Source organism: Antarcticibacterium flavum (assembly GCF_006159205.1).
Lineage (GTDB): Bacteria > Bacteroidota > Bacteroidia > Flavobacteriales > Flavobacteriaceae > Gillisia > Gillisia flava.
This window is the reverse complement of sequence record NZ_CP040812.1, coordinates 1,880,210-1,901,065: the sequence shown is the minus strand read 5'-3', so window position 1 is coordinate 1,901,065 and position 20,856 is coordinate 1,880,210. Positions and strand designations below refer to the sequence as shown.

Annotated in this window: 21 protein-coding genes; 7 read left to right on the top strand and 14 right to left on the bottom strand. The window is 43.6% G+C overall.

Annotated features, from left to right (window positions below):
- The first annotated feature begins 23 nt into the window (after positions 1-23).
- A complete protein-coding gene (locus tag FHG64_RS07915; RefSeq protein ID WP_139065893.1) occupies positions 24-500 on the top strand; it encodes a hypothetical protein in 477 nt (158 codons plus the stop codon).
- A 770-nt stretch (positions 501-1,270) separates the two neighbouring features.
- Positions 1,271-1,720, top strand: coding sequence for a GNAT family N-acetyltransferase (locus FHG64_RS07910; RefSeq protein ID WP_317133594.1), 450 nt, complete (start codon positions 1,271-1,273; stop codon positions 1,718-1,720).
- Positions 1,721-2,011: 291 nt separating this feature from the next.
- Here FHG64_RS07910 and FHG64_RS07905 read toward each other — a convergent pair whose 3' ends face one another.
- The 12 genes from FHG64_RS07905 to FHG64_RS07855 form a co-directional block, all read right to left on the bottom strand.
- The gene (locus FHG64_RS07905; RefSeq protein ID WP_139065892.1) at positions 2,012-2,299 is read right to left on the bottom strand and encodes a hypothetical protein; all 288 of its coding nucleotides are present in this window, start codon (positions 2,297-2,299) and stop codon (positions 2,012-2,014) included.
- A gap of 24 nt (positions 2,300-2,323) precedes the next feature.
- Positions 2,324-3,118 (bottom strand): TIGR04290 family methyltransferase, encoded by a 795-nt coding sequence (locus FHG64_RS07900; RefSeq protein ID WP_139065891.1) that lies wholly within the window; start codon positions 3,116-3,118, stop codon positions 2,324-2,326.
- 9 nt (positions 3,119-3,127) lie between these two features.
- The gene (locus tag FHG64_RS07895) at positions 3,128-4,201 is read right to left on the bottom strand and encodes a CgeB family protein (RefSeq protein ID WP_139065890.1); all 1,074 of its coding nucleotides are present in this window, start codon (positions 4,199-4,201) and stop codon (positions 3,128-3,130) included.
- Between the two features lie 14 nt (positions 4,202-4,215).
- Positions 4,216-5,328, bottom strand: coding sequence for a CgeB family protein (locus tag FHG64_RS07890; protein ID WP_139065889.1), 1,113 nt, complete (start codon positions 5,326-5,328; stop codon positions 4,216-4,218).
- Positions 5,321-6,448 (bottom strand): CgeB family protein, encoded by a 1,128-nt coding sequence (locus FHG64_RS07885; RefSeq protein WP_139065888.1) that lies wholly within the window; start codon positions 6,446-6,448, stop codon positions 5,321-5,323. Before FHG64_RS07885 ends, FHG64_RS07890 begins: the two co-directional genes overlap by 8 nt.
- A 9-nt stretch (positions 6,449-6,457) precedes the next feature.
- Entirely contained in the window at positions 6,458-7,588 is a 1,131-nt protein-coding gene (locus tag FHG64_RS07880; RefSeq protein WP_139065887.1) for a glycosyltransferase family 4 protein, read from the bottom strand.
- Entirely contained in the window at positions 7,578-8,600 is a 1,023-nt protein-coding gene (locus FHG64_RS07875; protein WP_139065886.1) for a Gfo/Idh/MocA family protein, read from the bottom strand. Before FHG64_RS07875 ends, FHG64_RS07880 begins: the two co-directional genes overlap by 11 nt.
- Positions 8,601-8,764: 164 nt before the next feature.
- Complete coding sequence (locus FHG64_RS07870; RefSeq protein WP_139065885.1) at positions 8,765-9,751, bottom strand: MDR/zinc-dependent alcohol dehydrogenase-like family protein; 987 nt, start codon at positions 9,749-9,751, stop codon at positions 8,765-8,767.
- A 23-nt stretch (positions 9,752-9,774) separates the two neighbouring features.
- On the bottom strand, positions 9,775-11,316 hold the full coding sequence (locus tag FHG64_RS07865; RefSeq protein ID WP_218937565.1) for a GDP-mannose 4,6-dehydratase: 1,542 nt from the start codon (positions 11,314-11,316) through the stop codon (positions 9,775-9,777).
- Positions 11,313-11,804, bottom strand: a complete 492-nt coding sequence (locus FHG64_RS19405) for a hypothetical protein (protein ID WP_218937564.1) — start codon at positions 11,802-11,804, stop codon at positions 11,313-11,315. Before FHG64_RS19405 ends, FHG64_RS07865 begins: the two co-directional genes overlap by 4 nt.
- A gap of 10 nt (positions 11,805-11,814) precedes the next feature.
- Positions 11,815-12,927, bottom strand: a complete 1,113-nt coding sequence (locus FHG64_RS07860; protein ID WP_139065884.1) for an NAD-dependent epimerase/dehydratase family protein — start codon at positions 12,925-12,927, stop codon at positions 11,815-11,817.
- A 21-nt stretch (positions 12,928-12,948) separates the two neighbouring features.
- Positions 12,949-13,656 (bottom strand): SDR family oxidoreductase, encoded by a 708-nt coding sequence (locus tag FHG64_RS07855; protein ID WP_139065883.1) that lies wholly within the window; start codon positions 13,654-13,656, stop codon positions 12,949-12,951.
- 363 nt (positions 13,657-14,019) lie between these two features.
- Here FHG64_RS07855 and FHG64_RS07850 point away from each other — a divergent pair, with 363 nt between their 5' ends.
- Positions 14,020-14,367 (top strand): hypothetical protein, encoded by a 348-nt coding sequence (locus FHG64_RS07850; protein WP_139065882.1) that lies wholly within the window; start codon positions 14,020-14,022, stop codon positions 14,365-14,367.
- Here the strand turns inward: FHG64_RS07850 and FHG64_RS07845 are convergent.
- On the bottom strand, positions 14,364-14,831 hold the full coding sequence (locus tag FHG64_RS07845) for a CBS domain-containing protein (RefSeq protein WP_139065881.1): 468 nt from the start codon (positions 14,829-14,831) through the stop codon (positions 14,364-14,366). The genes FHG64_RS07850 and FHG64_RS07845 overlap by 4 nt on opposite strands.
- A 125-nt stretch (positions 14,832-14,956) precedes the next feature.
- Between FHG64_RS07845 and FHG64_RS07840 the strand changes: the two genes are divergently transcribed.
- The 4 genes from FHG64_RS07840 (at position 14,957) to FHG64_RS07825 (ending at position 19,084) form a co-directional block, all read left to right on the top strand.
- On the top strand, positions 14,957-17,284 hold the full coding sequence (locus FHG64_RS07840; RefSeq protein ID WP_139065880.1) for a M28 family peptidase: 2,328 nt from the start codon (positions 14,957-14,959) through the stop codon (positions 17,282-17,284).
- A gap of 281 nt (positions 17,285-17,565) precedes the next feature.
- Positions 17,566-18,372: an SDR family oxidoreductase gene (locus tag FHG64_RS07835; protein WP_139065879.1), complete on the top strand. Its 807-nt coding sequence runs from the start codon at positions 17,566-17,568 to the stop codon at positions 18,370-18,372.
- A gap of 78 nt (positions 18,373-18,450) precedes the next feature.
- On the top strand, positions 18,451-18,780 hold the full coding sequence (locus tag FHG64_RS07830; RefSeq protein ID WP_174760399.1) for a nucleotidyltransferase family protein: 330 nt from the start codon (positions 18,451-18,453) through the stop codon (positions 18,778-18,780).
- Positions 18,749-19,084: a HepT-like ribonuclease domain-containing protein gene (locus FHG64_RS07825; RefSeq protein ID WP_139065877.1), complete on the top strand. Its 336-nt coding sequence runs from the start codon at positions 18,749-18,751 to the stop codon at positions 19,082-19,084. The genes FHG64_RS07830 and FHG64_RS07825 overlap by 32 nt, the downstream gene beginning before the upstream one ends.
- An 18-nt stretch (positions 19,085-19,102) precedes the next feature.
- Here the strand turns inward: FHG64_RS07825 and FHG64_RS07820 are convergent, their stop codons facing one another.
- Complete coding sequence (locus FHG64_RS07820; protein ID WP_139065876.1) at positions 19,103-20,698, bottom strand: 4Fe-4S binding protein; 1,596 nt, start codon at positions 20,696-20,698, stop codon at positions 19,103-19,105.
- Between the last annotated feature and the right edge of the window lie 158 nt (positions 20,699-20,856).

The following is a 20,856-nucleotide window of genomic DNA, read 5'->3' as shown; positions in this document are numbered from 1 at the left end:
TTGCAGGGAAATCTCAAATACCTATGAAAGCCGCTACGGTAAGTCAGCTCAAAAAAGAACTTAATTTTCGCTCAAGAGAAGAATTACTGGAGCTTTGTTTACGCCTCTCTAAATTCAAGAAAGAGAATAAGGAGTTGCTAACCTACCTTTTGTTCGAGGAAGGGGATGAGGTGGCCTATATTCAGAATGTCAAGCAGGAGGTGGATGAGTTATTTAAAGATATTAATACCAAAGCCTGGTTTTATATCAAAAAAAGCATCAGGAAGATCCTTAGGGTGGTGAAGAAATACATCCGCTATTCCGGAAAAAAAGATACCGAGGTGGAATTGCTGATGTATTTTTGTTTTAAGCTGAAGAATTTTTCTCCCTCGATAAAGAGAAATCCTGCAATGCAAAACCTGTACGACCGGCAACTGATCTCGATCAACAAAACCCTGCTCAAGCTGCACGAGGACCTGCAGTACGACTACAAACTGCAGATGGAGGAGATGGGGATTTGAGAAGTGAGTATTGAGAAGTGAGTATTGAGATATGAGTATTGAGATTTTAGTATTGTCGTTGGTAAAGTGGCCAGAGGACAGGTGAGACCCAGGAGACAAGAGACAAGAGGCAAGACAATTGTGAGGGGAATCTCTCTCTTTTTCGAATCTAATTGAAATTTAACCACAGAGTTCCACGGAGTTTTACACGGAGTTATAGGAGTAAAAAACTTTATTGATAACATTACTAAAGAAAAGGCAAACAACAATTCACAACTGATAACCGATAATTTTTTCAACCTACAACTTACAACTTTTAAAAGTGGTCAGAGGACAGAGGACAGAGGACAGAGATTAGAAAAAAGAGAAAATTTTCTCTTCAATACACTTTAACTCGAAGAATCCATAATTAATCTCGTCACCACTAAAAAAACCGACAACCGACAACTGACAACATTTTTTTTCAACCTACAACCTACAACTTTTTTTAACCGACAACTGATAACTCACAACTGACAACTTTTTCAAACCTACAACCTACAACCTACAACTTTTTTTAACCGACAACTGATAACTCACAACTGACAACTTTTTCAAACCTACAACCTACAACCTACAACTTTTTTTAACCGACAACTGATAACTCACAACTGACAACTTTTTCAAACCTACAACCTACAACCTACAACTTTTTTTAAACCGACAACTGATAACTCACAACTGACAACTTTTTCAAACCTACAACCTACAACCTACAACTTTTTTTAACCGACAACCGACAACTCTTCCAAATGACCCCCTTCCCCGAAATAAAAACCAAGCGCCTACTTCTCAGGCAAATTCAGGACAGTGATCTTGAAAACATTTTTCGCGGATTGTCCCATCCCGATGTGATCAAATATTGTGGGGTGAATTTTAATAGCCGGGAATCCACAAAAGAACAAATGACCTGGTACAGGGATCTACTGAAAAATGAAACCGGCATCTGGTGGGCAATTTGTTCACAGGATAATACTGTTTTTTATGGAGCTACGGGTTTTAATAACCTTCAGAAAGAACATAAAAAGGCAGAGATTGGTTTTTGGCTCTTGCCGGAATTTTGGAGCAGGGGGTATGTAAGTGAGGCTGTAAATGCCATTATGGATTACGCCTTTAATTCCATGGATCTTCACAGAATTGAGGCTTATGTGGAAGTGGGAAATGAGAATTCTGCAAAGGCTTTGAAAAAGCTCAGTTTTTGACTACGAGGGCAGACTGCGGGACAATGAGATCAAAAATGGGAGATTTATAAGTGTGGATGTGTATGCGAAGCTGCGGGAATAATGAATATTCCTGTATTCGATTGTAGAAGAATCAAGAGACAAGAGACAAGAGACAAGAAACAAGACAAAATTCCGCTCATTATAATGAGAATTTGTCAGGCTGGCCTATAATCTACAACCGACCAATCTATTAAAAAAACAGATAAGTCGAAACACCGTGGAGATATGAAAATCCGGCTTTCTACTTATCTGCCAATTTTAGGATAATTATTATCCGTTTTTATTCTCAAAATGGAACTCCTTGTTTTTCGTTTCTCCCTCCGGCTCATCGGTATATACAAATTTTAGATTGTTCTCATCAAAGATGGTGAAGAACTTATCCCACGGGAGCTTATCCACATTTTCACTGGCATCCCCGGGAAAGCTAATGCGCAGGAGTCCGCCGGCACGGCCTGTTTCGTTGTTGCCTTTGGCAAGGCCTGGTTTCCCTTTCCGGGCTTCCACCCAGCTTTTAATTTTACTATGATCTGTTGTTGAACTCATTTTCTGGTTTGACATTCGTCGTGAATTTTAAATTAATTGTTACTTTTTTGTTTTCTTTGATATTTCCTTTTGCCAGTCCTTTCCCACTGCCGATAAATACTCTGAATAATTCCAGGATTCGAGGCTTGTGGTAAGACTTTTGTCTTTTTCTGCAATATAAGTCTCCTCGCCGGGCATTGCAACTATTTTGAAGCCGCAGCTTCGAAGCATGGAAATTATTCCCTGATGGTTTGGTGCCCACCAGTTGGTTGGATCTCCTGCCAGGCGGTCTTCAATAAAGGCCATTTTAGGCCAGGCAGCGGTTTTCATAATATCCCTTTTATGGAACTCCACATCCTGCGGGATCTCCATTTCTTCCTTTCCCGGGAGGGAGAGAGTTTGGAAGACCATCATTTTAGTGGTCTTCTGTGACAGAATATCCAGGGCTAGCAGTGGGTATCTTAAATGGTAAAACACTCCCATGAACCACACCAGGTCATATTTCTCTTCGGTATGTGCCAGGTCATATACCTGCATTTGCCTGAAAGTGATCCTGTCATCCAGCCCGAATTTCCCTGCCGTCCACTTCGCCTGTTTAAGGTAATGCTCATCCAGGTCTATAGCGTTAACTTCAGCTCCGCGTTTTGCCAGTTCCAGGGAATAAAAACCTGCATTGCAACCAATATCCAAAACTTTCCAGCCGTTAAGATCCTCAGGAATTGAGGATTTTATTTCCTCCCATTTAAATGTGGGAAAATCTCCCAAAAAATGATTGGGTGCGGTCTCCCTTCCATCCGGGAGGTGGATGTTATGAAACCACGGTGCTAATGCTTCGATTTCTTCCTTGGTTGACATAATCGTTATTTATACTTTGCTTGTTTCTTTTAATTGATCTACATAATCTACCAGTTCCCTTGCTCTTGCTTTGGCAGTGTGGTACTTCAGGACTTTAGTTCGGGCATTGATCCCAATTTGTTTTCTCTCCTCTTCAGAAATATTAAAGAAATATTCCAGTACATCTTCAGTAGAGTGGGCAATAAGGATCTCCTTTCCCGGTTCAAAGATGCTTTCAATCCCATCCCAATGATCAGAAATTATAGGCACCCCGCAGGCTGCTGCTTCAAATAACCGTACGCTGGGAGAGTAACCTGCTTTGATCATATCCTCCCGGGTAACATTAAGAGTGAATTTCTGGGAATTGTAAAATTTCCGGTGCTGTGCCGGCGGCAGGTGCTCAATGCGCTGCACATTCTGGGACCAGGAGATGTCTTTTGGATATTGCGGACCGGCTACTACAAATTCCTCTTCAGGGAAATGAGCTGCCGCCTTGTTTAGCAAATTTTCTACAGTGGGTTGCCTGTCATCGCTGTAAGTTCCCAGGTACCCCATTTGCCATTTAAGGGGCTGCTCTTCTGGAAAATATAGTTTAGTGTCTACAGAGCAATACAGGGCTTTTGCCATAGGGGAACCATAATGCTGTTCCAGGTGTTCCAGAATTGGCCCGCCGGAGAAAGAAAGGTACATGTCGTACCTGCCAATAGTGGCGGGATCCAGGTATTCGTAATCCTGCCGCTCAAGTTTTGCCAGCGTTACCGGGGTATCTATATCATAAAAAGCAGTGGCTCCGGTTGCCGTATCTATGGCCCAGTTTCCAACTTCTACTCCCTGCTGCACATAGGAGCCAACGATGACGACATCTGCACCGGCCACTGCTTCTCTGTATTTTGATTTAAGTTCTTCATTGGTCTTGTATAGTCCAAGCTCACAAAATGTGGGTTGCGGCATATCCCTGTGGCCGGAATACCATGGCACATCTTTTTCCAGGAACAGGATCTCATGTCCCAGGTTTGCCAGCTCCCGGAGTAGGGCGCGGTAGGTGGTGGCATGTCCATTTCCCCAGGAGGACGTAACAGAAAGACCTATGATCACAAATTTCATTTTTCTTAATGTCTTTAATGGTTATCTATTGTTTTCTCTTCTCCAAATAATCTCCTGGAGATCACCTCTTCCAGTAGTGCTGCCCGGTGCTCATAGGTGTGGGCTGCAAGAACTTTTTTATAGGCAGCCTCACCTATTTCCCGTGCCCTCTCCGGGGTTAATTCTCCAAGTATTTTTTCCAGCTCTTCACCGTTTTTTACTACCAGGATCTCCTCATTAGGTTCAAAAAAAGTTTCTATTCCCTTCCAGTGATCTGTAATGATACAGGCCGCAGCCCCGGCAGCCTCAAAGACCCTTGTTGCAGGGGAAAAGCCATATTTGGCCATACTGTCCCGGCTTATATTAAGTACGGCCATTGGAGTGCAGTTAAAAGCATTGTGGTCCCTGGTATACACATGGCCCAGGTACTTTATATTTTCCGGCAGGGGCTTATCATCCCAACCACTGCCGCCAAGGAGGAACTTTTTATCTGGTAAATTTTGTGCAGGTTTAATAAAGAATTCTTCTACCCTTTGCTCCCTGTCCGGTAAACGATTACCCAGGAAAACCAGGTCTCCCATAAATTTTTCCTGAGGCTCCACGGGGAAGTGAGTGTCTGTATCCAGCGCATTGTAAATGGGAATACACTTTTTTGCACCATTCTTTTCATAGGCATCTATTACCGGCTGTCCTCCTCCATAAGTGAGCACAAGATCATACTTTGGAATTAGATCATTAAAGGGATCATTCCTGTCTTTCTCTATCCTGTCCAGGGTGGCAGGGGCATCTACATCCCAGAAGATGATGAGGTTGGTTTCTTTTTTTAATTGACTGACTTCAAATTCCAGAAGTTCATCAAAAGCACCCACGCCACTGGCCTTGATGATCACGTCTGCTTCAGATGCCTCGCGCAGCAATGCCCGGAGGGTTACTTCATCATCGGGATATACCACTACCCGGCAATATTCGGGATCTTCTATATCCCGGTGTTTTTGTCTTTCATAAATATCAGGTTCATAAAAAGTGACTTCATGGCCCATATTTCCCAGGGCTTTTACAATGCCCCGATAATAGGTCGCCGCACCGTTCCAGTAGGCAGAGACTATGCTGGAGCCAAAGAATGCTATTTTAAGTTTCGTATTATCCATTTGTTCCAGATTTTTGGGTGTAAGGGTACTGTTTATTTATCTGGGTGATTATTTCCTCCAGTTCATCCACACGGTGGGCGCAGGTGTGCCTGGCCAGGATGGTTTTTCTGCCGTTTTGTGACAGGCTTTGGGCCAGTTGTGCGCTCTTGAGCACCTCTGCTATTCTGTAACCCATTTCATTGCCATCATTTGCCAGGAGGTAATCTTCTCCCGGGGTAAACAAATTTTCTGCATCCTGCCATGGGGAACAAATGAGCGGGATGCCGCAGGAAAGAGCTTCAAATGGCCGAATTGTGGGAATTCCCGGCAGCATTTCCACATAAGGCCTTCTGGGAACGTGGACCGTAAGTTTATACCTGGAAAAAACTTCCGGGACTTTATAGTTCGGCAGCCACCCGCCGTATTCTATCCCCGCGTCTGCAAGGGCTTTTTTAGCTTTTTCAGGATATCTTACCCCGTAAACTTTTGCCTTCAGCTTTAATTCCTTTACAGGCTCTATGAGGAATTCCATCAGTTCTTCTGTACGTTCATTATCACCCCAGTTTCCTATCCACACCAGGTCCCCCTCTTTTTCCAGATCGCGTACCGGTTTAAAAAGCTCTGCATCTGCAGCCTCGTGCCAGGTAAAGACATTGCTGATCCATTTATTTTCCAGGTAGATATTTTTAATAACCTCTCCAAATACCAAGGCCGCATCGTAATTGCTAAAATCGTATTTCCCCATTTCTTCGGGGGCAGATGCCGCCCTGTGGTGAGTATCGTGAAAGAGCAGCTTAAAACCATATTTTTCCTTTTGCTTTCCAATATTCGCCACCATTTGAGGGTCATTCCATTCGTGTACAATGACAAGGTCTGCATCTCTCAGTATCCCCTCGTAATTCAACTGCTTTGAAGGATTATAGAATTGCGGACTCAAACCCGGATAATATTTACGGAACTCATCCATCTTCTCTGCCCCGTGGTCCTTGATGAGGTTATTCAGGCTCCATCCACCCTCTGGTTCATAGACCTCCACATCATTCCCTCTTTGCTGTAGCTCCCTGACGATACCTCTTAAAAAATGGGCGTTGCCGTGGTTCCAGTCAGAATACAATGAATGATAGAACATTATGATTTTCATAGCTGTGTTTTATTGGGTGGTAGTTTTACCCTCTTCCCTGAGGTCGTGATCAAATTCTCTCTTTGCCAGGAGTTCTCTGTATGTTTCAGTATAGGCTGCCGCCATTTTTGTTGCTGAAAAATCTGCAGCCCTTTTCATTGCTTTTTTTGCGATATCACTTCTGAAGCTTTCATTTCCATTAAGCTGAAGGATCAGTTTTTTCGCTTCTGTATTATTTTCAGGATCAAAGAAAACAGCCGTATCCTGCCATAGTTCAGTTAAAGTATCCAGTTCATTAAGCACCAGTGCACAACCCGATGCTGCTGCTTCCAGGATAGCAAGACCAAAAGGTTCATATATGGTGGGGCTAACAAAGATCTTCGCCCGCTGCTGCCACTGGTGAGCTTCTTCCTGTGGGAGTTCCCCCAGGAATTTTACATTTTCAATAAGAACGGCTTCCCCGGTATCTGGATTTATATTGTTTCCTACCACATAAACCGGCCAGGGCAGGTCCTTCGCCATCCCGGAAAGTGATTGCAAATTTTTGGCCTCATCCCAGATCCTGCCCATACAAAGTATAAAATCTTCTTTTTCATTATCTGCTGAAGGTTGCAGGTCCTTGCCGTTGTAGATCACCCTCGTGTCTGTAGAAATAGAATGAGTGGCTATAGCCTTTTTCATAATTGCTTTTGTAGGTGCCACCACCATATCTGAAGTATTCAGCGATTCTGAAACCAGATTGGTATACTTGTTCCAGATAGCGGGGGCAGAAGTTCCTTTCACCGCCTGCCACCAGGTTTGCACGCAGGAATGGAAGACGGTAATGGTAGGGCAGGACCAGTCTTCCTTTCTGTGCGCATAATTATTAAAATGCAAAATATCAGGCTGTACTGTGTGGTAAATGGAATTGAGCCACTTTTCTGCCTGCTCCACATCCTCCCAGGGATCCTGCATCCATTCCAGTTTGTAGTCACTCTTGTACAGTAAAACGTTTTCCAGTGCAGCCGCTTCTTCTTCCTGTTCTTTTGAAGGCCAGTTTCCCATAGCCGCCAGGTGTATAAAAACCCCTTCTTTTTCAAGGGCCCTGCATAATTCTATGGAATAGGTCCATACGCCTCCCACGGTATCTGTAGTCATCAAAATTGTAAGTCTATCTTCCATAAATTCTGTCTATTATTTCTGCGGTTCTTATAAATTCTTCTCCTGCTTCAGGATCGTGTTTTTTTCCTTCCAATAATTCTTTTGCCCAAACCACCCCGGCGCGACCACTCCAGTCATCCGGTGGTGCCACAAGCGTTTCAGTTTGGGTGCCGTTATATTTTTCAGCTGTAAAATCGTAGAAGGAGCCATTGATGTTTTTAAACGCCGCTCCCCCTTTGGTGCCATAGAATTTGGCTTCTATTACGGCATCCCTTCCGGCAGAAATGTGCCAGGAACATTCCAGATGTATGTTGGTGTCCCGGGCAGAAACCATGTTTACGCTGGCAAAATCCTCTACCTGCTCTTCAAAGGAGGTAAGTTTTTTTCCCTGGTGGTAAAGCCTGCTTCTCACATCTTTTATTTCCGGGAAATCAAGCGTCCACAGCGCCAGGTCCACCAGGTGGATCCCCAGGTCCATAACACACCCTCCACCGGACTTCTTGATGTCGTAGAACCAATCTTTATCAGGACCATAAGCGTTATGGAATATCAAGTCCACTGCATATACCTCCCCAATCTCCCCTGCCTTGATGAGATCATAGACAGCTTTAAAAGCTTTGGTATACCTGTAGGAAAGGTCGACCCCCAGGAGTTGATTAGCCTGCCAGGAGGCTTCAACCACCTCCCGCACTTCATTAGCAGTACGGCCAAGGGGTTTCTGGCAAAAAACGGCCTTGCCTGCTCTAAGAGCTTCAATACTCTGCTCTGCATGCATAGCACTGGGGGTTGCGATTACCACCCCGTCCAGTTGTTCCTCCTCCAGCATTGTTTGCAGGGAGTCGAGATGGCAACTTTTAGGTGCTAGCTTTTTTGCTTCTGCTGCGTTTTCTAATTCAGGGTCTACAATTGCAAATGCCTTGCTCCCGGTATCGCGTAGGATGGCTTCCATCCTGTTCCTGCCTATCCATCCTACCCCCACAAACCCCAGGGCAAGCTCCTTACTTTTCTTATTCTCCGGTTTGGTTGCGATCATTCTTATTTTATTTAAGTTTTTGGCTTTGCCCAAGCCTGGATTCTAAATTATCTTTTGTTGAACAATGAATTTCTGATAGAGTTTTTCATATAAATTCCTGTCTCCTGTCTCCTGTCTCCTGTCTTGTCTCTTGTTTCTTGTCTCTTGATTCTTTTCCCCCTCCGCTACTGTTTATTAATAATTACCCCTTTGATAAAACCATCCTGCCGTTCTGTAAGGTCTTTATAGGCTGCGTCCATTTCTTCCAGGGAATAGCCGTGGGTAAAGAAGGGGAAAGGATCCATTTCCTGCTTCTGTATGGCATCTATAGCGGCCTTGATCCCTTCAACATATTTTTCGGGCTCCCGCTCATGTGCATTGATCATATCTATTCCCCGCCAGTTTAGCATTTGCACATTTACGCTGCGCATCCCGTCCTGGTGAAACCCGGCGACTATGAGTTTCCCCTTTTCAGCAGTGAGTTCTATAGAGAGATTAAGTGGCCATTCCTTCCCGGTGGCTTCTATAACCCTCTCACAAAATTTACCCTCTGTGATTTGCTTCACTTTTTCTATGATCTGGTAATGATCATCCATTGTTATACATTCATCTGCCCCGGCTTTTTTTGCCATTTCCAGGGAAAAATCCCTTCTGGAGATCGCGATCACCCTGGCACCTGCGCTTTTTGCCAGCTGGATCAATAATAATCCAAGGAATCCACTTCCCACTACGGCAATGGTTTGTCCTTTTTGAATATCGCTTCTTGAAAAGATATTCATCGCACAGCCCAATGGTTCGCCGGGAAAGGGTTTGTTGTCCAGAAAATCGGGCAGAACCACCAGGTCGCTTGCTTTTGCAATGTCATGAGTAGCATAAGCATTATAGGAGAGGCCTGTGACCCTTTCCCCCGGTGTAAAATTCTTCGCATTGCTTCCCACCTTATCTACAATCCCCCAGGCTTCATGACCGGGGTTGCCTGCCGGGATTGGATACTCAAACCAGTCCCTGCCTTCCCACACCGGGATGTTAGAGGCGCAAATCCCGCAGCCTTCAATTTTAATGCGTACTTCATCCTCCTTTGGTTCCGGTAAGTGTGATTCTTTAATTTTCACTTCTCCGGGTGCTGTTATCACCGCCGCACGATAATCATCTTTATTTTGTACAGGTGGCATTTTTTGTAAGGTGGGGCTTAATATCATAGAGCAAATGCGTTTGAGGTTGTTTGATTATTCTTTTTATTTTCTAACCCCCGTGCCTCCTCCAGCCATTCCTGTAAAAGCTGGATACCCTTCTCCACAGTATGTTTGGGTTTCCATCCGGTTGCCTGTTGAAACTTAGAGGTATTTGAGACGTAGTAAAGCTGGTCCCCGGTACGCCATTCCTCAAAGGAGATATCCATTTCTTTTCCTGTTTGTTCTTTTATGATGTCAAGGATCTCCAGGAGGCTTACTGTATTCCCAGGACCGCCTCCTATATTGAAAACTTCCCCTGAGAGTTTTTCTATATTTTCACCTGCAGCTATAAAAGCATCAACAAGGTCTTCTACAAACAGGATATCCCTTACCTGTTTCCCATTTCCATAGATCACAAGAGGTTTGTCCTCCAAAGCGCTTATTAGGAAATGTGCCACCCAACCCTGGTCTTCTGTTCCAAATTGGTGGGGGCCATATATGCAGCTCATGCGAAAGACGGTGGTCTTAAGCCCGTAGGAACGGGAGTAATCCAGGATATACTGGTCTGCCGCACCTTTGGAGCAGCCATATGGGCTATGGAAATCCAAAGGTCTGTCCTCTGCTATTCCATTCTGTTCAATGTCTTTATCGGTAGGGTGGTACCTGGTTTCATTTGGGATCATCTCCACATCGTTGAGATTGCCGTAAACCTTATTGGTAGAGGTGAAAATTAGCGGGGGTTGATGATCTGTTTTCCTAATGGCTTCCAGAAGATTGAAAGTTCCTTCCAGGTTTACCTTGAAGTCCAGAGTAGGATTGGTGAGGGAGGTGGTGACGGCAACCTGTGAGGAGAAGTGAAAAATTTGTGAAGCGTATTTTACGCTTTCTTCAAGTAATCTCTTTTCATTGATGTCGGCAATCTGGATGATCAATTTATCTCCAAACTCCTGTTGCAGCCATTTTAAATTCTGCTCCACTCCATCACGAAAGAGACTGTCGTAAACCATTACCCTTTTTCCTTCTCCCAACAGGCGTTCAGCCAGATTGGTCCCAATAAAACCGGCTCCGCCGGTAATAAGGCTATATTTCTCCTGCTCTTTAACCTCATAGTGTTTAGAAATATATTTATGTTCCTGGATATTTTCAACTCCTCCGGTCTCTAATAATCTATAAAGAAGTTTCGGGGAGTTATCTGCTCTTTTAAGTCCGAAATGGTATTCCCTTTCATCCAGATGGAATCCACCCACAGTGGCATTTTTTGGATCCAGGTCTTTCAGGCTGTACCAGTAAATCCTATTTGCGCGGGTTCCTATTACCTTTGTAAATTCCTCAAATTGTTTTACTTCATCATTCTGCCAGGTAGAGAAACCTACTTCAGAGATCCAGATCTCTTTTTTCATGCTATATTTCTCCAGAACATCCTGTACCGCCTTTATATTAACCTCCCATCCCTTCCATTGCTGATCGAATACATGGGGAAATCCATGTATCCCCACGGCATCTATATGTTCCAGGGCTCCATGCTCTATCATCATTTGCAACCAATTTGGGTCTATGGGGCTCATTCCCCCAGGAGGGTTTTCTTTCCCTGTTTTTTAGCCCAATACGCCGCCATAGTGATCATCCTGGAAAATTTGGTCCAGGAATAATCCAGGGTAAAATCGTATTCTACTTTGTTATTTGGTTCATTCCACAGCTCTACCCACTCAAAATGCTCCCCGTAACGTGTGATCATAAGGTCAATAAAATCGGCATAGGCTTTTAAGTTTTTTGGAGGGGAGGAGGTTTTTTCCATTTCTCCAATGGAAGGCGGAGTATACAAGAAGCAGGGCAGGACCTCTACATGTTCACTTAACTCCGGGAAGAGCCAGTCATACCATTCCGGGGTTCCTTCCACATACCAGTCGGCCCAGGAGATCCCGGTTCTTAAATGAGATATGCCAAGGGCCTTTAGATCCTGAATGGCATTTCTTACTTCTTCATATTCCCCGGGACGAAACCATTCCAGGATCCCTACTGTAGTCGTTGTATTTTCCTTTCTGCTCTCGCTCATATCACTTCATTTATACAGTTAGACCTCTTGTAGACAATTCGGTGCTGGCCTTGTCAACATTATCTGTAGCTATCTGGTCCTTAAGCCAGGTTGCCAGTTCCAGCAATCCTTCTTCAAAATTCACTTTTGGTTCAAAATTCAGGAGTTCCCTGGTTTTAGTTGTATCGGCAAAACAGTGGCGTATATCACCAACCCGGTATTTTCCTGTAATTTCCGGCTCGATATCCTTGTTCATCACCGCTGCCAGTTTATTGGCTATGTGGGTTATGGTATATTGATTTCCGCTTCCAATATTAAATACCTCCCTGGCGGCTTCATTGGTTTCCATTGCCAACCTACAGGCGCGGGCTACATCCTTTACGTGAATAAAATCTCTTTTTTGTTTTCCATCCTCAAAAATGAGGGGAGGGTTATCGTTGAGCAAGCGGGAGGCGAAAATGGCAAGAACGCCGGTATATGGGTTAGAAAGAGCCTGCCGGGTGCCATATACGTTAAAGAACCTCAGGGCGGTGGTATTGATATTATAGGCCTTTCCGGTCATTAAGCACAGCCGTTCCTGGTCATATTTTGAAAGAGCGTAGACAGATGATAAATTCGGGTTTTTATCTTCGGGCGTGGGTATTGGTTCGAGTTTTTGGTCTTCACGGTACATTTCCCAACGGTCTTCCTTAAGATCTTCCAGTTTTCTCTCACACTCCATATAAGTTTTTCCCTGCGCATCCTGATACAGGCCTTCGCCATATATACTCATACTTGAAGCGACGACAAGTTTCTCCACCGGGTTCTCAATTAGGGCCTCCAGGAGCACTGCTGTTCCCAGGTTGTTCACATCTGTATAATCCTTTATCTGGTACATGCTTTGTCCTACTCCCACCATAGCTGCAAGGTGAAAAACGACCTGTACGTCCTTAAGGGCTTTTTTTACATCTTCGGGATTTCGTACATCCCCTACCTGCAACTCCACCTCTTCGTGTAGGTAAGAAGGGCGCTTTGCAGCTTCTCCATGCACCTGCTCACTCAGGTTATCCAGGACCCTCACGCGGTAGCCCGTGTTTAGTAATTCATCTGCCAGATGTGATCCTATGAATCCTGCTCCTCCCGTTATTAAGATCAATTTACTCATCTAAGTTCTTTTTTGGTTAGGTTAGAAACTTTGTTCGAGGGGTCGGGTTATAATTTTATTTATACTTGTTCCTTTTTTCTTTTTAATGGCATACAGTACATCCTGCGCGATTTCTTCCGGGGAAATTGCTCCCATGTTGAGCTGCTCAACAGAAGTTTGACCGGACACCTGATTTTCAAAAAATGCGGTATCTGTGATCCCGGGGCTTACCACGGTGACATTTATATGCGGAAGGGTCTCCAGTCGGAGAGTTTCTGCCACTATTTCCAGGGCGGTTTTTGTGGCCGAGTAGACCCCACCGTAAGGATGAGGTCGTCCTGCTGAAACTGAAGAAATGATCACCACATTTCCCCGCTGTTCCTTCATCATGTTGGGCACAAATGCCCTTATGCATCTTAGGGCTCCCATGAGATTGGTGTTGATGATCTCCTGCCATTTTTCAGGATCCCCTTCGGTTAGTTTTTCCTGTATACCCCGCCCGGCGTTGATCACCAGGATCTCTGGATGGCCTATCTCTGTCGTGCACCAGGAGTAGAGTTTTTCAATATCTTCAGCATTCCCCACATCACACTTTCTAAACTTCAGGTCCTTCAGGTTGCCCGGGAAATCCCTTTTATCGGCAATGGCAACTTTAAAACCTTCCGCAGAAAAAATTTCAGCGATAGCACGTCCTATCCCGCTGCTTCCGCCGGTGATCAATGCTGTATGAGGTAAGCCTTTTGCTATCATTATTTATTTTTAATAATTAAGTTGCGGGGGCTTCCTTTAGCTTAAAGCAGGATTTTACCGGAACGAATTTTTTCAAATCCTTCCGGAGTTCACAATAAAAATTTTGAGGGTAGTGGCCAGGGGGTGCAGGCCATTTTTTATTCTGCAGGCTTTTAATGAGCCGCGTGTCTCAAAGGTAAAGGAGGGTAGTGTGAAATTGTATTAAATATGGTTTAAAAGAATCCTAAAGGTTACCGGCCGCTTTTGATAATTCCCCATTATAATTGAAGTGAAAGGCAGGCGGCTGCTGAAGCTGACCGTAAATCTAACTGTTAAGGATATGTGAAAAAGATAAAATTTTAAAATTTTATATATCTTTAAAAGATGCAAAAAGATTGTTTGGAATGTGGGGAAAAAATCGTAGGTCGCGTAGATAAGAAATTCTGCAGCGATTATTGCCGCAATGCATACAACAATAAAATGAACAAGGACAAAACGAACCTTGTACGAAATATAAATAACCGCTTAAGGAAAAATTATCGCATCCTGGAGGAATTAAATCCCACAGATAAAACAAAGGCCAGCAAAGCGAAATTGCTGGCCAAAGGTTTTAGCTTCGAATATTTTACAAGCATCTATACTACCAAAACTGGTAACATTTATTACTTTGTTTATGACCAGGGATATCTGGCCCTTGAAGGTGAATATTATGCTTTAGTTAGGCGCACCTAGCAATGCCAGTTCTGGCTGCGCAGGTCCATTGCCGCACAAAGAATATCTTTACGGCTTATTTGCCCAACGAGCTTCCCGTTCTCTACAATTGGAAACCTGCGGCAGTTATGCTTGTAGAAGAGGGATGCACAATCAAAAATGTTCATTTTCCTGTCTATGGTTTGCACATCTGTATCCATATACTTCTCAATTTGCATATCACCAATAGGCATATTATAATACCTGCTTTCTGAGATCTGTTTCATACAATCCCCGTCCGATATTATCCCTACCAGCTCATTGTTCTCATTAACCACCGGTGCCCCGGAGATCTTATTATCAAGTAGCGCCTGCATGACCTCTATGACCAGCTGGTCTTTTTTAAAGGTGATAAGGGACCGTGTCATGTAATCTTCTACCAAAATTGGCGCGCTTTCTACTTTTTCGGGTTCGGCCCTTCTTCCCTGAAAACTTTTAATTCCCATAACCCTAAGTTTTTGATTTATAGCTTAATAATATAAACATTTTTTTTGATTTCCCTTCAAAACTCCATTTTTTCTTTTATTAAATATTACTTAATTATCTTTAAACCATCCTATTTTAAATCTTTATGCTGAAGAAATTTTCACCCCTCGCGGTATTTATACTCCTCCTGCTCACTGTTTGGTACCTGTTTAATTATTCCATGCCTTCTTATTCTGAAGATGCCGATGCTCCCGAAACAGCTTTTTCCACCTCCCGGGCCTTTGAACTTGTTGAAAAAATGTCCACAGCACCACATTTTGTAGGCAGCCCGGCACATAGCAGGGTGAGAAATTATATTGTGGATGAATTGCAGAAAATGGGGTTGGAGGTGCAAACACAAGCAGGTTACAGTCTTAATAGAAATGGAGCCTTAAGCTATGCCCGTAACATCCTTGCCCGTATCCCGGGAGATGGTACAGGGAAAAGTCTTGTCCTTATGTCCCATTATGACAGCGCCGGGCATTCCTCTTATGGTGCCAGTGATGCCGCAAGTGGGGTAGCTACTATCCTCGAAGGGATAAGGGCATTCCTCGCTACGGGAGAATCTCATTTCAATGATATTATCCTCCTTTTTACAGATGTGGAGGAGGTAGGTCTGCTGGGAGCCCAATTGTTTGTAAGAGAACATCCCTGGGCGGCAAATGCTGGCCTGGCCCTGAATTTCGAAGCCAGGGGCAGTGGTGGGAACTCCTTTATGCTGCTGGAAACAAACAGCGGGAATGCAGGCCTGATAAAGGAATTCAAAGGTGCGGCACCTGCATATCCTGCAACAAATTCCCTGGCCTACAGCGTTTACAAGATGTTGCCAAATGATACCGATCTTACTGTGTTACGGGAACAAGGTGATATCAACGGATTCAACTTCGCCTTTATAGATGATCATTATGATTATCATACAGCCAATGATATTCCCGCAAACCTTGATAAGGAAACCCTGGCGCACCAGGGAAGCTACTTAATGCCTTTGCTCAATTATTTTAAGGATGCAGATCTTACTGCTCTGGATGCCGAAGAGGATCTTATTTATTTTTCAGTGCCTCCCGGTGAATTGATTACCTATCCCTTTTCCTGGATAATGCCAATGCTGCTGCTCGCCACTGTCCTTTTCCTGCTGGTAGTGGGCTACGGAATTGCAAAAAAGAAAATTAGCCCGGCAGGAATTCTTAAAGGAGCAGTGCCTTACCTCATTAGTGTGGCAGGAGGTGCCCTGCTGGTATATCTTTTATGGCAATTTGTACTTTTTATATATCCCGAATACCGTGAAATGGAGCATGGGTTTACCTATAACGGTTATTATTATATCACGTCAGCCATTTTCATAGCTCTTACCTTGTGTTTTCTCGCTTATAACAGCTTTGGAAAAACTAATACGGCAGCAAATAATTTTGTTTTTCCGCTTCTCTTCTGGCTGCTGCTATGCGCACTTATGGCACTTTATCTCCCGGGGGCGGCATATTTCATCATTCCGTTTTATTTCGGGTTGGTGCAGCTTTGGGTAATGATAAGACAAAAGAGGCCTAACCTGTTTCTAATGTTCCTTTTGGGCCTACCGGCACTAATAATATTGATGCCTTTTGTAGTGACCTTTACCGTGGCACTGGGTCTTAAGATAGTATTTGTATCGGCTTTGATAACGGCATTTTTATTCAGTCTTTTTCTTCCTGTATTCCTGTTCTTTAAGCGGAAAAAAGCAATGGCTCTGTTATGTTTTCTGGTATTTAATGCGGCTTTTATCACTGCGCATTTTAAATCTTCTTTTACTGAAGATCGGCAGAAGCCCAACAGCCTCGTTTACCTGTACAATGCCGATGAGCAAACGGCCAGCTGGAATTCCTATGACAGGCTGGTAGATGACTGGACCAAAGTTTATTTTGGGGAGGACCCGGTGATCATAACTGAAGCAGAAGAATTCAGCAGCAAATACGGCTCCGGGTTTACCTTTAAAACGAAAGCACCGGTAGTGGAGCTGGCAGAGCCGGGGATTATCATGCGCAGAGAAGGGGAAGACAGTTTGTCCGGCACACACCGCTATAGCCTAAAAATAGTGCCCAACCGCAAAGTGCACAGGATGGAACTTTATGCACCAAGAGAGCTCAATTTTGAACAATTTCGCGTGAACCGTCTGGAAGCCGATTCGGTTTACCTGGGTGCAAATCAATTCCATATTCATAGCAAGAGATGGCACAACAGGCTGCTGACTTATCACGTTGCAAACAGGGACACTCTTAGCATTGAGTTCAGTCTGGATAGTGAGAAAACTCCGGAATTCACCCTGTACGAATCCAGCTATGATCTGCTTGAAAATTCGGACCTGGGCGTAAAACCAAGGGAGAAATATATGATGCCGAGGCCGTTTGTTCTTAATGATGCGGTGATCGTGAAAAAGGAAATTCGCTTTGAGCAGGTTGACTAGCATCAGGGATCAAGAACCAAGAACCAAGAACCAAGACAAAAGACAGGAGAATAGAGAGAAGAGAAGAAAGCACAATGATTACCGGAGATTTTGGTAATAAATAATTGGCATTTCGATCTGGATAAAGTTTTGTTTTACAGCACCTGGAAAAACTGAGAAGAGGTAAAAGTTTAAAACAAAAAGCAAATTTAAAACTAACGTCTAACATCGAACGTCTAACATCTAACATCTAACGACTAACGACTAACGTCTAACGACTAACGACTAATTTTAATAAACATATGAATATATCGATACTGGGGTGTGGCTGGCTGGGATTGCCATTAGCTAAAAAGCTGGTGGAGCAGGGGCATGTTGTAAAAGGAAGCACCACCACCCGTGAGAAGATGGATACACTTACTGCTGAAGGTATTACTCCCTATCAAATAAAACTCTACGAAGACGGGGTGCAGGGTGATCTAACAGCTTTTTTATCAGATGCCGATCTTTTGATCATCGACATCCCGCCCGGGCTGCGTAAAGACCCCGATGCCGACTTCACCGCCAGGATAGGAAGGTTAAAAGCATATATAGAAAAGTCCGGAGTAGAAAAGGTGATTTTTGTGAGCAGTACTTCTGTCTATGAAGACAGAGAAGACCTGCCGGAGTACACAGAAAATGATCTTCCAAACGCCAGTGGCAATAACTCGCAGCAGCTTATGGCTGCCGAGAATATCCTCAGGAACAGTGAAGAATTCACGACCAGTATTATTAGATTCGGCGGACTCATTGGCCCCGGCCGGCACCCGGTTAATTTTCTTGCGGGCAGGGAGGGGATTAAAGATCCGCAGGCACCGGTGAATCTAATACATCAGGAAGATTGCATTGGAATTCTCATAGCTCTAATCGAGAATGAAATCTGGGGTGAGATCCTCAATGCCGCCTACCCGGAACATCCTTCCAAAGAAAGCTACTACAGCCGCGTGTCCCGAGAAAAGAACCTGGCAATTCCGGAATTTGATCAAACCACGCCTTCTAAGGGGAAGATCATTTCTTCTGTGGTACTTAAGGAGAAATTAGGGTATGAGTTTGGGAAGGGGATTTATTGATTTTGTTTCTACACCATAATGGATTAAGAAAATGTTCCTTAAGACCATTAATAAATTGATTATCTTAGTTATATGAATATGGAGGAGAACATAAAGGCGAATATAGAAGAGTTTATAGCTCTCTGTAGGTTATATAATGTGAAAAAATTATATGCTTTTGGCTCTGCTGTTACAGATCAATTTGATGAAGATTCCAGTGATATAGATTTGTTAATTGAAATCGAGGAAAGCGATCCCCTGGAAAAAGGAGAAAAGTTGTTGGCTATATGGAATGAATTTGAAGATTTCTTTCAAAAAAAAGTTGATTTATTGACTGATTCTTCTCTCAAGAATTCGGTGCTAAGAAAAAATATTGAAGCGACTAAGATTTTAATCTATGACGGAGAAAGGCAGGAAGTATCTATCTGATATATTATTGGCTATCGACCTGATTGAAAATTTCATAGCTGACACACCAAATTTCGAAATTTATAATACAGATTTAAAAACTCAAAGCGCTGTAGAAAGACAATTAGTAATTATTGGAGAAGCTTTAAATAAATTGAAGCAAATTCAACCCGATTTTTCAATTCAAAGCGATAAGCAGATTATAGGTTTTAGAAACAGACTGGTCCACGGGTATGATAGCATCGATAATACAATTGTGTGGGTTATTTTAAAGAGATATTTACCAGAGCTGAAAAAAGAAATCCGGCTTCTTTCCAGTGTCTAAATATAAGGATCGAAGCATTTAATCCTTCGTCCGCTCACTTTTCTGGTGCACCAAAGTCATAAGATCCACATCATTTCCCAGTAGCACTTCTTCAGAATTTATCCTGTCTTCACGGCTGCCATTTTCGAGTTTAAGAACTCCACGCGGACATACCGCCGCGCAAATTCCGCAGCCAACGCAGCTGGAACGGACTATATTTTCTCCTTTTTGAGCATATGCCCTTACGTCGATCCCCATCTCGCAGTAGGTGGAGCAATTTCCGCAGGAGATACACTGTCCGCCATTGGTAGTTATGCGAAATTTTGAGAAAAGTCGTTGCTGCATTCCCAGGACGGCAGCCATAGGGCAACCAAACCTGCACCAAACCCGGTTTCCGAAAATGGGATAAAAACCAACCCCTATAACTCCTGAAAATGCTGCTCCTATCAGGAATCCGTACCAGGCTCTAAGTTGGTGGCCATCGAAAAAGAAAATCCGGTAATTTCCGCTGAAGTAGTTTATGGCGATAATGGACATGATGATAGCGAAGTAGCCTATGGCTCCCATTTTGGCATCTTTGGCCAGCTGTTCTCTTTTAAAGATCATAATTAGAGCAAAGATGAGGGTTAAAAAACCTGCAGAGCTCCAAAGGAAAATGTCCTTTGTAAACCATCCTCCTCCGGGGTTTTCCATAAGATATGAATAAATAACCGCAATGGTCATTACCACCACAAATACCAGGACGCTGTGAATTACCCAACGCTCTACATTCCAGGCAAATTTGCTTTTATCGCTAAGGTGCCGGTAAGGATCGCCGGCCGTTTCTGCAAGTCCGCCGCAGCCACAAACCCAGGAGCAATACCAGCGCTTTCCGTATTTATAAGTGAGGATAGGAGTAATCACAAAAATTGAAATTATCCCAAAAATGAACATCATCATCCCGATATTTCCGGCGGTAAAAAATTCGCTCATCTTATAGCCTGCAAAGAAATCATAGTTCAGAGGCCAGATGTTGGCCGGATTAAAGTAAGGCTGATTAAATCTCATCAATATCTCCGGGATCAAAAACGCGAATCCCAGCTGGAAGAACATGACCGAATAGGTCCTGTAGATCTCATATTTATTGTGACGGTATTTCAGGATGAATTTGTATCCAAAGATGAGAATTGCTAATGTATAGAGCGTCCCGTAAACAAACCACTGACTCGCGCCGTGGCCGCTAATGAGTCGGCTCAAAGGGTCAAAAAGTGCTATTATCCCGGTATTTTCACCGTCTTCCCGTAAACCCAGGTACTCAGGATACCAATAGAGAATTACGTAAAACAGGGTGAGGGAGATCCCTACGATCCAGGCCCAGAATCCGCGGGAAGTATTGGATTTGAACCAGACGCCATCATTCTTAATTCCCGCGTGTTTTCCCAGGTAAGCGTCATTGGCAAAGATCACCGTGCCTGCGGTTATCATTCCCAGGGAAAGGATCAGGAAAAGGGTTTTATTCGGAAATTCCACATTGGCAATGGACAACACCATAATAAACAATCCTACCAGCCCAATGGCGGTTGCTATCTTTTGAGTAGTAGAGATCGCCGCGGGCGCATCCCCGGTTAGTGACATGTTATTTTCTGGTTTGTTCATTGTAATCTATATTTCGTATTCACCTCAAAGCTTTTAAGCAACAGCGAGGTTTTCACGTTCTACGAAGATCGGTTTCTTACCTGTCTTAAACAATAAAATTATCCTCGCAAGTAGATATTACTGATCGATCGCTGGTTCCCTTAAAAAAAATCAAACTA